This window comes from Pseudomonas sp. TE21435, from assembly GCF_056279265.1.
In genome coordinates, this window is sequence record NZ_JBWBQZ010000001.1 from 4,287,501 (window position 1) to 4,300,807 (window position 13,307).

At 61.7% G+C, this 13,307-nt stretch carries 9 protein-coding genes and 3 rRNA genes (1 of these 12 only partly in view); 5 read left to right on the forward strand and 7 right to left on the reverse strand.

Annotated features, from left to right (window positions below; all coding sequences use genetic code 11):
- From ACZ9C1_RS19475 to rrf (ACZ9C1_RS19485), 3 genes are all read left to right on the forward strand, one after another.
- Nucleotides 1-1,523: ribosomal RNA gene (locus tag ACZ9C1_RS19475) — 23S ribosomal RNA — on the forward strand; it begins 1,371 nt to the left of the window's first position.
- Nucleotides 1,524-1,657: 134 nt separating this feature from the next.
- Nucleotides 1,658-1,773, forward strand: a 5S ribosomal RNA gene (gene rrf / locus ACZ9C1_RS19480).
- Nucleotides 1,774-1,882: 109 nt separating this feature from the next.
- Nucleotides 1,883-1,998 (forward strand): 5S ribosomal RNA (gene rrf / locus ACZ9C1_RS19485).
- A 353-nt stretch (nt 1,999-2,351) separates the two neighbouring features.
- On the opposite strand, the gene ACZ9C1_RS19490 is transcribed toward rrf (ACZ9C1_RS19485), so the two are convergent.
- The 6 genes from ACZ9C1_RS19490 to ACZ9C1_RS19515 all read right to left on the reverse strand — a co-directional run bounded on the left by ACZ9C1_RS19490 (nt 2,352) and on the right by ACZ9C1_RS19515 (nt 9,926).
- Nucleotides 2,352-2,819 (reverse strand): SRPBCC family protein, encoded by a 468-nt coding sequence (locus ACZ9C1_RS19490; protein ID WP_102685165.1) that lies wholly within the window; start codon nt 2,817-2,819, stop codon nt 2,352-2,354.
- A 32-nt stretch (nt 2,820-2,851) separates the two neighbouring features.
- Entirely contained in the window at nt 2,852-6,283 is a 3,432-nt protein-coding gene (locus tag ACZ9C1_RS19495; RefSeq protein ID WP_476254293.1) for an amino acid adenylation domain-containing protein, read from the reverse strand.
- Nucleotides 6,284-6,293: 10 nt separating this feature from the next.
- Nucleotides 6,294-7,223 carry a diiron oxygenase gene (locus ACZ9C1_RS19500; RefSeq protein WP_258599641.1) on the reverse strand — a complete coding sequence of 310 codons (930 nt, stop codon included), beginning with the start codon at nt 7,221-7,223 and terminating at the stop codon, nt 6,294-6,296.
- On the reverse strand, nt 7,220-7,996 hold the full coding sequence (locus ACZ9C1_RS19505) for a DUF3050 domain-containing protein (RefSeq protein WP_139667779.1): 777 nt from the start codon (nt 7,994-7,996) through the stop codon (nt 7,220-7,222). Before ACZ9C1_RS19505 ends, ACZ9C1_RS19500 begins: the two co-directional genes overlap by 4 nt.
- Nucleotides 7,997-8,595: 599 nt before the next feature.
- The gene (locus ACZ9C1_RS19510; RefSeq protein WP_139667777.1) at nt 8,596-9,156 is read right to left on the reverse strand and encodes a hypothetical protein; all 561 of its coding nucleotides are present in this window, start codon (nt 9,154-9,156) and stop codon (nt 8,596-8,598) included.
- 77 nt (nt 9,157-9,233) lie between these two features.
- Nucleotides 9,234-9,926 carry a GntR family transcriptional regulator gene (locus tag ACZ9C1_RS19515; protein ID WP_102685160.1) on the reverse strand — a complete coding sequence of 231 codons (693 nt, stop codon included), beginning with the start codon at nt 9,924-9,926 and terminating at the stop codon, nt 9,234-9,236.
- Nucleotides 9,927-10,196: 270 nt separating this feature from the next.
- On the opposite strand from ACZ9C1_RS19515, the gene lapG reads away from it, so the two are divergent.
- Nucleotides 10,197-10,898 (forward strand): cysteine protease LapG, encoded by a 702-nt coding sequence (gene lapG / locus ACZ9C1_RS19520; RefSeq protein WP_102685159.1) that lies wholly within the window; start codon nt 10,197-10,199, stop codon nt 10,896-10,898.
- Nucleotides 10,899-10,908: 10 nt separating this feature from the next.
- A complete protein-coding gene (lapD, locus tag ACZ9C1_RS19525) occupies nt 10,909-12,855 on the forward strand; it encodes a cyclic di-GMP receptor LapD (RefSeq protein WP_102685158.1) in 1,947 nt (648 codons plus the stop codon).
- A gap of 54 nt (nt 12,856-12,909) precedes the next feature.
- Here the strand turns inward: lapD and ACZ9C1_RS19530 are convergent, their stop codons facing one another.
- Nucleotides 12,910-13,251 carry a hypothetical protein gene (locus tag ACZ9C1_RS19530; RefSeq protein WP_046857559.1) on the reverse strand — a complete coding sequence of 114 codons (342 nt, stop codon included), beginning with the start codon at nt 13,249-13,251 and terminating at the stop codon, nt 12,910-12,912.
- Nucleotides 13,252-13,307: the final 56 nt, after the last annotated feature.

Consider the following 13,307-nt stretch of genomic DNA (forward strand, 5'->3'; position numbering starts at 1 on the left):
GAAAACAGGTTAATATTCCTGTACTTCCAGTTATTGCGATGGAGGGACGGAGAAGGCTAGGCCAGCTTGGCGTTGGTTGTCCAAGTTTAAGGTGGTAGGCTGAGATCTTAGGCAAATCCGGGATCTCAAGGCCGAGAGCTGATGACGAGTGCTCATTAGAGCGCGAAGTGGTTGATGCCATGCTTCCAAGAAAAGCTCCTAAGCTTCAGATAACTGGGAACCGTACCCCAAACCGACACAGGTGGTTAGGTAGAGAATACCAAGGCGCTTGAGAGAACTCGGGTGAAGGAACTAGGCAAAATGGCACCGTAACTTCGGGAGAAGGTGCGCCGGTGAGGGTGAAGCACTTGCTGCGTAAGCCCACGCCGGTCGAAGATACCAGGCCGCTGCGACTGTTTATTAAAAACACAGCACTCTGCAAACACGAAAGTGGACGTATAGGGTGTGACGCCTGCCCGGTGCCGGAAGGTTAATTGATGGGGTTAGCGCAAGCGAAGCTCTTGATCGAAGCCCCGGTAAACGGCGGCCGTAACTATAACGGTCCTAAGGTAGCGAAATTCCTTGTCGGGTAAGTTCCGACCTGCACGAATGGCGTAACGATGGCGGCGCTGTCTCCACCCGAGACTCAGTGAAATTGAAATCGCTGTGAAGATGCAGTGTATCCGCGGCTAGACGGAAAGACCCCGTGAACCTTTACTATAGCTTTGCACTGGACTTTGAGCTTGCTTGTGTAGGATAGGTGGGAGGCTTTGAAGTGGGGACGCCAGTTCTCATGGAGCCATCCTTGAAATACCACCCTGGCAACCTTGAGGTTCTAACTCAGGTCCGTTATCCGGATCGAGGACAGTGTATGGTGGGTAGTTTGACTGGGGCGGTCTCCTCCCAAAGAGTAACGGAGGAGTACGAAGGTGCGCTCAGACCGGTCGGAAATCGGTCGTAGAGTATAAAGGCAAAAGCGCGCTTGACTGCGAGACACACACGTCGAGCAGGTACGAAAGTAGGTCTTAGTGATCCGGTGGTTCTGTATGGAAGGGCCATCGCTCAACGGATAAAAGGTACTCCGGGGATAACAGGCTGATACCGCCCAAGAGTTCATATCGACGGCGGTGTTTGGCACCTCGATGTCGGCTCATCACATCCTGGGGCTGAAGCCGGTCCCAAGGGTATGGCTGTTCGCCATTTAAAGTGGTACGCGAGCTGGGTTTAGAACGTCGTGAGACAGTTCGGTCCCTATCTGCCGTGGACGTTTGAGATTTGAGAGGGGCTGCTCCTAGTACGAGAGGACCGGAGTGGACGAACCTCTGGTGTTCCGGTTGTCACGCCAGTGGCATTGCCGGGTAGCTATGTTCGGAAGAGATAACCGCTGAAAGCATCTAAGCGGGAAACTTGCCTCAAGATGAGATCTCACTGGAGCCTTGAGCTCCCTGAAGGGCCGTCGAAGACTACGACGTTGATAGGTTGGGTGTGTAAGCGCTGTGAGGCGTTGAGCTAACCAATACTAATTGCCCGTGAGGCTTGACCATATAACACCCAAGCAATTTGCTAACGCAGATTGCGGTGGTGAAGACGAAACGAACCGAAAGTTCGCGACGCCCCACAAATATCGCATATCCGAATTGGCTGGCATGTCTGCAAAGACGTACTGGCAACCGAATTTCTTGACGACCATAGAGCATTGGAACCACCTGATCCCATCCCGAACTCAGCAGTGAAACGATGCATCGCCGATGGTAGTGTGGGGTTTCCCCATGTGAGAGTAGGTCATCGTCAAGATTCATTTCGCAAAACCCCTATCTGCGCGAGCAGGTAGGGGTTTTGTCTTTAAGTAGAGACTACAGAGATTCGCAGGTGCGTCCCCAGGACGGACCAGCACACAGAATTTCTTGACGACCATAGAGCATTGGAACCACCTGATCCCATCCCGAACTCAGCAGTGAAACGATGCATCGCCGATGGTAGTGTGGGGTTTCCCCATGTGAGAGTAGGTCATCGTCAAGATTCAATTCCAAAGCCCCTGATCGCGATGCGATCAGGGGCTTTGTCTTTTCAGGGTATCGATGCCTGAAGTTCTCGTATGAGATCGTCCAGCTCCCTGCGCTGGCACGAAGGGAACAGTATTCAAAAGCACAGCACGGCCCCTGTAGGAGCGGCTTCAGCCGCGATCACCCGCGAAGCGGGTGCCAGACACCGAGTTGCTTGCATCGCGGCTAAAGCCGCTCCTACAGAGATCTCTTTTTGCTGTGCAACAGCACAGCCCGAAGAGCTCCCTTGATGTTCAAGACAAAAAAAGGCCGCTCCCGGGTCGGGAGCGGCCTTTTTTGCCATCGGGGCACAAGCCCCTTCCAGTGATATCAGCTCAGCAGGTTACGCACATTCCCCATCGCCTCATCGGCAAAGCCCTGCAGAAATGCCTGGAAGCCCGGCAGTGCCTCCGGCCCGCCTTCCCATGGCTCGGCCTGGATGGTCCAGGTCGCACGGCTGCGGCTGGCGTCGATCGCCTGCACTTGCATGGCCGCCCACAGATTGCCGATGTTCAGGCTGGTGTAGATCAGGCTCCAGGTCATGTTCATGGCTTGATCGTCACGAGTGTTCAACTGCTCGATCACCACGTTGCCATCCTTGAACAGCTTCTTGCGCACCGAGCGCACGCCGCTGCCGGTCATCTCGATATGCGCCAGGGCAGGAATGAACACCGGGAAGCCAGCGAAGTTGCCGACGATGTTCCACACATTGGCCGCCGGTGCGGCGATCTCCACGCTGGAAACCACAAGACAGCCTTGCGGGTTGCGGATCAGGGTATCGGGTTTGAGTGCTTGCATTGGGATGTTGCTCCTGTTGTACATGAAAGGGATCAGATAAAGCCGATGTCGGCCAGGTAGCGGCAGCCGCGACTGAGCAGCGCCGGGTCCTTGCTTGGGTAACGGGCGCCCATGCGCTGCACGCCGGCACGAGCGTTGTCGTGGGCGATGCCGGAGATGTCACCGATGTCTTCTTCGAAACCGTCCAGGTAGAAGCCCAGGACGTCGTACAGCGCGTTGTCGCTATCGACCCTGGCCAACTGGCGCTGCCATTGCTCGATGCTGACCAGTTCGAAGGCATGGCCCTGGGCATGGAACGAAGCCAGGTAGTCACGCCAGCGCAGGGGTTCGGGGTTGTGCAGGTTGAACACGCACCGGCCGGCCTGGTGACGGCTGCTGTGGAAAGCGATGAAGCGGGACAGGAAGTCCACCGGCATGAGGTCGAAGTCGATCTCCAGCTCCGGCACCTGGCCCAACTGCAGCGAGCCCTTGAGCATCAGCATCAGCCGGTTGCGCTGAGGCTGGCAGGCCCCTGTGCGGCTATCGAAGGTGATGTTGCCGGGGCGGAACAGGTTGACCCACACGCCCTGCTCACGTGCACGGCTGAGGATGCGCTCGCCGACCCATTTGCTCAGGTTGTAGCCATTGCGGATGTAGATCGGTGGGGTGTCTGCGGGGTCGCTCTCCAGCACATGGCCCTCGCCATTTACGGCGCTGCAGGCGGACAGGGTGGAGACGAAGTTGAAGATTTTCTTGCGACGGCCCTCACACAACCGCAGGCATTCGAACAACGGCTCGATGTTGTCGGCTGCCAGTACCTCGTAGTCGAGCACATGGTTGACCTGCGCGGCGTTGTGCAGCAACGCGCCATAGTTGCTGTCCAGGTAGTCGTAGTCGGCCTGGGCCAGACCCAGCAGTGGCTTGCGCAGGTCCGCTTCGAATACCCGCACGCGGCTGCGGTCCAGGGTGACGTGGTTGTCCCGCAGGGCCTGGGAGAAACGCTCATCGGCGGATAACCCTGCGGCGCTGCGTACCAGGCAAGCGACTTCACTCGCGCCCCACTCCAGCAGGGCCTCGACCAGATGCACGCCAAGGAAGCTGTTGGCCCCGGTGACGATCACCTTGTGCACATCGCCCAGGCGCTCCAGCGGTTGCACCTGCAGGCCCAGTTCGCGGTTGGCGTCCTGCTCCAGGCGTACCAGGGAGGTTTGCAACGCCTCGTGATCGCCATCGAGCAGCGCGCCCAGGCGCTGCAAGGTCGGCTGTTCGATGAAGCGGTTGATGGCCACCCCCTGGCCGAAGTGCTCCCTGACCTCCAGCAGCAAGCGCGACAGCAGGATGGAGTGACCGCCGAGATTGAAGAAGCTGTCGTCGGCGGAAATTTCGTTTTGTGGGAGCTCCAGCAGCGTGCTCCACAGGCGACGCAGGTGCTCCTCGGTCGCTGTCCGTGGTTCGATGCGCTGGCTGGTTGGCAAGGCCAGTGGACGCAACGACAACGCCCGGCGATCCACCTTGCCGTTGGCGGTATAGGGCATCTGCTGCAGTACCTGATAGAACGTCGGGCGCATGTAGTCGGGCAGGTGTCGCTCGGCATGCTCGCGCAGCAAGGCTTCGGCATCGGCCCGTTGCGGGTGGGCAAGGAAGGCCAGGACCCGCCGCTGGGCGTCGATCACCACCGCCACCTGGGCGAACAGCTGGCTATCGCGCAGGCAGTGCTCGATTTCTTCGGGTTCGACCCGGAAGCCACGGATCTTCACCTGGTTGTCTCGCCGGCCACACAGCTCTATACCTTGTTCGGTCCATTTGCCGATGTCCCCCGTACGGTAGGCGCGCAGTGTGCGGCCCGCGGGCAAGCTCAGCTCGACGAAACGTTCGGCGCTCAGTTCGGAGTTGTTCAGGTAACCCAGGCCGACACCTGGCCCGGCGATGTACAGCTCACCGGGGGTCTGCTCACAAACCGGCTGCAGGTGCTGGTCGAGTATCAGCACCTGGGTGTTGGCAATCGGCAGCCCCAGGTTGCGGTTGTCGTCGCCTGCAGCGAACACCCGGGTTGTGGCCAGCACGGTGGTTTCGGTCGGCCCGTAGATGTTGTGCATGTGGCATTGCCCGGCCAATCGAGCGATGACTTCCGGTTCGCAGACGTCGCCACCGGTCACCAGGTGACGCAGGCCCAGGTGCAGATCACGGGGAAGGATACTCAGCAGCGCCGGTGGCAGGAACGCGTGGCTCACCTCCTCTCTGTGGATAAGTTGTACCAGCCGCTGCGGATCGCGACGCTGGTCCTCACTGGGCAAGACCAGTTCCGCGCCACAGGCGAACGTCGGCAGGATATCCAGCAGCGAGGCGTCGAAGCCGATGGTGGAGAACTGCAGTACCCGGCTGTGCCGGTCCAAGCCCACATGCTCGCGATACCAGGCCATGAAGTGCGCCAGGTTGCCCTGGGTGAGCAACACGCCTTTGGGTTGGCCGGTGGTGCCGGAGGTGTAGATCGCCACGCAGGCCTGGTCGGCGGCAGCCTGGCGCAACGCCAGGCTGGGCAGCGGCAAGTCCTGCGGCAAAGGAAGGTTGCGCACATCAACATCAGGGATATCCACAGGCGCCTGACCGTCGTGCAGCAGAACGCAGGCGCCAGCGTCGTCGAGGATCAGCTGGCGGCGCTCGGCCGGCGTGGCCGGATCCAGTGGCAGGTAGATGGCGGCGCAGCCCAGCACCGCCAACAGGCTGGCGTAGAGCTCGGGTGACTTGCCCATGCACACGGCGACCACAGGCGGCTGTTCCCCGGCGTTGGGCAACAGCGGCAACAAGGCCTGCTGGATGACGGCGGTGCGGGCATGCAGCTGCTCATAAGTGCAACGCAGGCCGTCGTGGTTCACGGCATGACACTCTGCGTACACACGCAGACTGTGTTCCAGGTCGCCGATCAGGTCTGTTTCGGCCTTCTCCAGCAAATCGGCGCGTAGCGTGCGGTTGAACGGATGTCGGTAAGCCAAAGTGTCCAGCCAGTCCAGGCTGTGCTCGCGCTCCTGATCTCCCGGGTTCACCGCAGGCGTTTCCTGCAAATGCAACGGGTTGCGGGCGAAGCGGGTGACCTGCAGTGCCAGTTGCTCGCACAGGGCTTGCAAGGTGTCCTCACGCAGCTGTTGGCCATTACCGGAGCGCGGCGTGTGTATCGGCACGCGATGGATCAGGCGCTGGGCGCTGGCACTGCCGCACCAGCACAGGGCCTCCAGTTGCGGCAGGGTGTCGGCGCAGCTCGCACCCAGGCGCAGCCTGAGCAGCGGCGTGCCGCCCAGGGGCTGCCAATCACTGCTGCTCAGTGCCAGGCTGCCATCCTCCACCACCAGGTCGGGATGGGCCGACAGCTGCCGGGGCAAGGCCTGGGCGCTATCGGCCCTGGCCGAGCCATGTCCGTGCTCGGCGAGCATGCGGGCGAACTCCTCCAGGGGCGGGCTGGTGCCCACCAGAAGTATGTCGAGGCGTCTCATGTCTAGGTCCTCAGGGCAGATAGTCGCGCAGGGCGTCCTGTACGCAGGGCGACTCGAGCATCGAGCTGCTGCGGAAGAAACGCAGGATGTTGCCCAGCAGCGGATGCTGGCGGTTGATCGGGTAGGCCAGGCCCAGCACTTCCTCACGCAGGGCCTGGCGCACCGTGTCGGTCACCGGCAGGGCGTCGATCAGGGCACAGTCGAAAGCCTGCTGGATGTCGTTGGTCAGGTACTGGCGCAGGAACAACGGCAGTACCTTGGCGATCATCTGGCGATCCGCCTCGGGCGCGGTATGCCAGTAGATGCGCGTCAGGCGCGCCCAGAAGCTCGAGTGACGACCTTCGTCCAGCAGGTGATCGGCCATCAGGCCCTTCACTGAGGGCTTGACCGAGTCGTCGCGGGCAAAGGCCGCGACATCGTCGGTCAGGGTGTTCTCGGCGATGCCCACGCAGATCAGCTCCAAGGCGTCACGCAGGGCCTCGGGCACCTGTTCCAGCGCGGCTGGAATGGCGCGGCTGAGTTCGATTTCCTGGGGCAGGGCGATCGGCTCGATCCCGGTCAGGGCGATGGTCTGCTGCAGGAAGTCCATCGCCACCAGGGCGTGATAGTCCTCGTCCACCACCACGGTCATCGCGTCGTAGCGGCAGGCGAACGGGAAGCGCACGGCAAAGCGGTCCTTGGCGATGCGCCGGGCGGTGCGGTCGACGATCTCGGTCTCGAAGATCACCACGTCATTGATGAACTTGTAGAGGCTCTGTACCAGCACGAAGTCGCGCAGCTGCGGGCACTCGCGCTGGAACGTCGCGCCGAGCACCAGGGGCTGGCGGCTCAGGGGGTAGATCAGGCGCTGGTCATCCTCCACCAGGCGCCGGGGCCGGGTGCGAATGGTCGCCCTGGCCTCCCAGGCCTCGGCAAAGGAGCGATACTCGAGGGCATTCATGGGGTGACCTCGGCAACAGCCGCTTTCAGCGATGTACGCAGGCGGTCCCACAGGGCCATGCGGCTGTCCACCGCGGCGATGGCGGCCACGTAGACGTCTTCCTGGCGCAGCGGATCATGATCGACCAGGCGTGCCAGCAATTGCTCGGCGGCGGGGCCGTGGTCCTCGGAGTCGACTTCGATGTGACGTTGCAGGTAGTAGCGGAAGGTCGGCGCCTGCTCGGTACCGATGCCCCACTCGTCGAGAATTTGTTGGAACATCGCTGGAATGACGCTTTCCCGCCCATGCAGGAAGGCGGCGGCAACTTGGTGGGCCGGTGCCTCGATGGCCACTTTGAGGGTGTCGCGAACGAATCGCTGCGCGGCTTCACTGGCGCCGCAGCGTTGCAGCGCGTCGAATGCCGCGACGCCTTGTTGCTGCAGGCTGACGAAGCGCTCGATGGCCTGGGTGCTGGCACCGACTTCGCGCATGGCATCCAGGTACAGCTCGAAGTGGCTGTAGTGACCATGATCGAGGCGATCGTCCGATTCCTCGCCCAAGACGATCTCGTTGATCAGGCGCGCCGCAGCCGGGTCCCTTGGTGGCAGCCAGGGCAGGCTGACGCAGGTCAGCTCCTGCTGCAGGCGCTTGGTCAGCGACATGAAGTCCCAGACGGCAAACACGTGGGTTTCCATGAACCCACGCAGCGTCTCCAGAGAATCGATTTCGGAAAATAGCGGGTGCAGGGAAAGTTCATGTTTCTTGTCGGAAAGTGTGCGCTTCAATGTGCTCATGATGAGATCCGTTTAGAGGTGATATGCAGGGACGTTATGCTCTGGAAGTTGCAGGGCAACTAAATGCCGGGCGAATGAAGGCCTCGAGTGAAAACTCGAATTCGAACAACAGGCAGAGGCCAGCAGGGCTTGTTTGGCGAGGTGTCCACGGTGACGCCTGGCCGCCCTTGGCTGGCGATATAAAAGTTAGAACAACTTCAAAGTTGGTCGCAATTGTTTTTTTGATTATTTTATGTTCGGACTTTTCTTGAAATATAAGTACCTGAATAAAACATTGAGTAAGTTTTATTTTGGCAATACGTGCTCCTTCCGATAATTAACGATCAGAAAAATAGACACAGAGTGAATGCCTCACTCGGAGCACGAATGAACGGAGATGGAGAGAGGGACTATTGAGGGGCGGCTGATCGCTTGCGGTCCTTGCCCCGGTGCCAGGTTCCTTCTGCAGGTGAATGAAGAGGCAAACGGCCAGGTCCACGTCTGATGATCAGCGGCCGCTGCGGGGGGTAGAGTGTGCCCAAAATGCTGGCACTGCCATGGCCAGGCACTGACCAGGCAGCGGAAAAGCCTTGATCAGCGCACGGATGGCAAGAGGAGAATTAGAAGCTCAGCAACCCGAGGTGGGCGTTGAAGATGCGCACCAGGCGCTGGTTCAGCAGCGAAGTATCGACCGCTTGCACCGGTAGCTCAATCAGCTCCAGCTCCCGGCGTACCAGGCTGTGCCAGCCGAGCATCGCCGCCAGCGAGCCCGGCGGATAGAGCACGGTCATGGGGATATGCAGGGGCAGGTAAGTGGTGCTGAATTGTGGGCTGTCACAGCTTGAAACAAACAAGTGACGAGTCAGGCCCGGACAAGCACCTTGCACTTGCTGGATCAGGGCCAAGGCGATGTGCGCGCCCAGGCCTTGGGCAAACACGGCATGTGGCTGCATAAGGTAGGGCTGGAGCTGCTCTACCAGGGCCTGGGTCAGGCGCCCGGAAATGGGCAGAGATTGTTCGAAGTCGGCAATGGAGGGGACATCGACCGCGACCAGCTCGATGGGGTCGCTCAGGGTCGTTGCCCAGGTGCGGTACTGGGCAAGTTGCTGCCGTGTGTTTGCCAGGCAGATCAGGCGAATCCTGGGCGGCTGGTCGGGCATGGTGTCCTGTCGAGTCTGCACGTGCACTGCCGTTCCTTGTGGCGGATCGTGTCGACGCAGCGGGTGGTCGCCAGGGGCGGCTGCGCGGTTGGGCAGGATCAGTTGGCCGATTGCCTGTCGAGGTACTTCCTGATGGTGCGCGCGGCATGGTTGAGGTGTTCTTCCAGGAGCTTCACGGCCTCGTCCACCAGTCTGTCGTTGGCGGCATCGACAAGGGCAATGTGGTCATCCTGGGTGAGTTTGCCCAGGCCCATCGAGGACAGATGGAAACGCAGGAAGCGTTCCTCTTCGTTCAGCTCGATCTCGATCATGCGCAGCAGTTTCTGGTTCTGCGCCTTGCTGTAGAGGGCCATGTGGAACAGGCGATTGAGCCGGCCGATTTCGGCATGACGAGTCTCGGTCTCCAGTTGACGGATGTAAGCCCTGGCCTGGGCGATGTCGCCGGCATCGAGCAAGGGGATCGACTGGCGCAACGCCTCGGTCTCGAGCAGTACACGCAGGGCGTACGTGTCGACGGCGTCCTCACCGATCAATGGCGCTACCACGGCGCCTTTGTGCATCACCACCTGCAGCAGCGACTGGGCTTCGAGTTGGCGCAGCGCCTCGCGCACAGGCATGCGACTGACACCGAACAAAGTCGCCAGCTCTTGCTGGCGCACGGCGGTGCCCGGGGGCAGGCGGCCATCAAGGATGGCACTGCGCAGGCGCTCTTCGATAACACCCCGGGCCAGGTGCGGTGGTACTTGTTCGCTACCCAGTACGGTGCTCAGGAGTTTGGGTTTCTCAGCCACGCGGGGTTCGCCTCGGCAACATGAAAATTGGATCCAATAACCCTAGTGAGGGAAGGGGGCGCTTGTCAAACGGATTGATCAAGCGATGCGCCGTGGCGCAGAGTCAAAACGCGGCTATCGTGAAGCAAGTTGCCGGCATTGGGAAGATAGCCAAGGTCGCCAGCCCTTGTACGAAGCGGGTTTGCCGACAGTTGGCAGCATGATCGCACGGTGCCATTGTCTTTTGCGTCTCCAGCCCGCACCATCGCTGCTTTCGACTGATCTGAACGGGTGTCCGCAGTGGCGATACCTTGGCCTCTCAATGCGACCGCACGCCGGCTCGGCCTTGCCGTGCTGCTCGGCTGCCTGTGGCTGGGCGTGTCCCAGGCGGATTGGGACTTCTCGCAGATCAGTCGCCGCGCTCAGGCGCTCTACGGCCCGATGGGCGCGGGCCAGGGGCGTATCGATGCCTGGCAGAACCTGATGGCGACACAGAAGCAGGGCAGCGAACTGGAGCAGCTGCAGGTGGTCAACCTGTTCTTCAACAAGCAGCTGCGCTATGTCGAAGACATCGACCTGTGGCACGAGGTCGATTACTGGGCCACGCCGGTACAATCGCTGATAAAGGGTGCGGGCGACTGCGAGGATTATGCCATCGCCAAGTACTTCAGCCTGCGGCGCATGGGCATTCCGGCGGAAAAGCTACGCATCACCTACGTAAAGGCCTTGCGCCAGAACCGTGCGCACATGGTCCTGACCTATTATTCAAGCCCACAGGCCCAGCCGCTGGTGCTGGACAGCCTGATGGACGCGATCAAGCCGGCCAGCCAGCGTACCGACCTGCTGCCGGTGTATGCCTTCAACGGTGAAGGCCTGTGGCTGACCGGCGCGGGCGGCAACAAGAAGGTCGGCGACACCAAGCGCCTGTCGCGTTGGCAGGATCTGCTGAAGAAAATGCAGGCCGAAGGGTTCCCGGCCGAACCGGTTTACTGAAGGAGCACAGATGTCACTGTTCAAACAATTGCTGCTAGCCATTTGCCTGTTCCTGGTGATCGCCTTCAGTGGCAGCTTCATGGTCAGCCTGGAGAGCTCGCGCAGCCAGTACGTCAACCAGCTGCGTTCCCATGCCCAGGACGCCGCGACCGCGCTGGCGTTGTCGCTGACGCCGAACATCGACGACCCAGCGATGGTCGAGCTGATGGTCAGCTCGATTTTCGACAGTGGCTACTACTCGAGTATCAAGGTCATCGACCTGGACTCCAACGCCGTGTTGGTCGAGCGCCACGCCGAGCCTGACGCCGGCGGTGTGCCGGGCTGGTTCATCCAGCTCATCGGCCTGGAGCCGGCCGGTGGTGATGCCCTCGTCAGCCGCGGCTGGCAGCAGGCGGCGCGGGTCGAGGTGATCAGCCACCCGATGTTTGCCCTGGGCAAACTCTGGCAGAGCGCCCTGGGCAGCCTTGGCTGGCTGCTGCTGTGCGGCGCGGTGAGCGCGGTGCTCGGGGCACTGCTGCTGCGCCGTCAGTTGCGCCCGCTCGACTACATGGTGGCGCAGTCCCACGCTATCGCCCGTCGTGAGTTCCTCAGTCTGCCCGAGCTGCCACGCACCCCCGAGCTGCGCCGAGTGGTGCAGGCGATGAACCAGATGGTCGAGAAGCTCAAGGCACTGTTCACCGAGCAGGCCGAGCGCAGCGAGAAGCTGCGGGCGGAGTCGTACCAGGACAGCCTCACCGGCCTTGCCAATCGACGTTACTTCGAAATGCAGCTCAATGCCCGGGTCAGCAACCTGGAGGAGGCCCGTACCGGCTACCTGCTGCTGCTGCGGGTCCAGGACCTGGCCGGGCTCAATGCCCGCCTGGGTGGCCAACGCACCGACCAGTTGCTGCAGGCGGTGGGTGAGCAACTGCGCCGTACCTGTGCGAACTACCCGGAGACCAACGACCTGATCACCCGCAGCCGTGGCGGCGAGTTCGCGGTGCTGGCGCCGGGCATGGTCCATGACGAGGCGATCCAGCTGGCCCAGGCCCTGGAGGCTACCTTGCAGAGCCTGCACGAGACCGGTGCCAGCGATGTCGACCCGGTGGCCTGCATCGGCCTTGCCCCCTACAGCCCCGGCGATGCCCCGCAAGCGCTGCTCAAGCTTGCCGACGAGGCCCTGGCCCGCGCCGAGAGCCAGCCCACGCCGGGCTGGGTATGCCTGGAGCAGGGCGCTGCGGGCCAGGCCGCCGACAGCCACCACGCCTGGCACACGCGCCTGGACCAGGCGCTGGGCAAGGGCCAGTTCGAACTGTTCTTCCAACCGGTCGTGGACGCCAAGGCGCCGGAGCGGGTGCTGCACTACAAGGTCATCTCGCGCCTGCACGATGAGGAGGGCGAAGCCCTGGCGGCCGGCCGCTTCCTGCCCTGGCTGGAGCGCTTCGGCTGGATGGCGCGGCTGGACCTGCTGGTGCTGGAGAAGGTGCTCAAGCATTTGCAAGGGCATGGCGAAGCGCTGGCGCTGAACCTGTCGGCCGCCACCCTGGCCGACCCCAAGGCGTTGCAGCGCGTCTATGAGCTGTTGGGGCAGCACGGCGCGCTGGGGCAGCGACTGACCTTCGAGATCGGCGAGGAGCAGCTGCCCGAGCAGTCAGTGCTCGAGCAACTCACCCGGCGCCTGCGCACCCTGGGCTTCAGCCTGGCACTGCAACGCTTCGGCGGGCGCTTCAGCATGATCGGCAACCTGGCCCACCTGGGTCTGGCCTACCTGAAGATCGATGGTGGCTACATCCGCAACATCGACCAGGAACGGCACAAGCGCCTGTTCATCGAAGCCATCCAGCGGGCTGCGCACAGCATCGACCTGCCGCTGATCGCCGAGCGGGTGGAGACCGAAGGGGAGTTGAAGGTGCTGCGGGAGATGGGCGTGCAGGGAATCCAGGGGCAACTGGTGGGTGGGCCGGCGCCCTGGCGTTAAGCTGGCTCGGCGTTATCGCGGGGCAATTCGCACCGCGATGCGCCGCCAGCATGATCAGATCAGCCCGCCTTCCTCATCTTCCTCGATCAGGTTGTTCAGGCTACCCAGCGCCTTGCGCGCGGTGGAGCGGTTGAGCAATTTGGCCTGGGCGCCGGGCGGCAGGTCGGTGATGCTGAACACGCCTTTGGCAGTCAGCACCTCGATCAGGTCTTCCAGTACCCGGATCATGTCCAGATCGCTCTGCTTGAGCTGCTTGAGGCTGTTCTCAACGACATCGTCGGCGAACCATTCCTGGATCTCGGCACTGTCGGCGGGGACCATGTCCGTAAATCCATCAAACCCGGCGGCTTCCACTCGCAGCAAACGGCCGTCAGCGTCGCGTTGCACGTAGAACATGGCGGCGTCCCTCGTCACGATGATTCCTTGTTGGTAGTCAGCAGCATAGGCAAAGT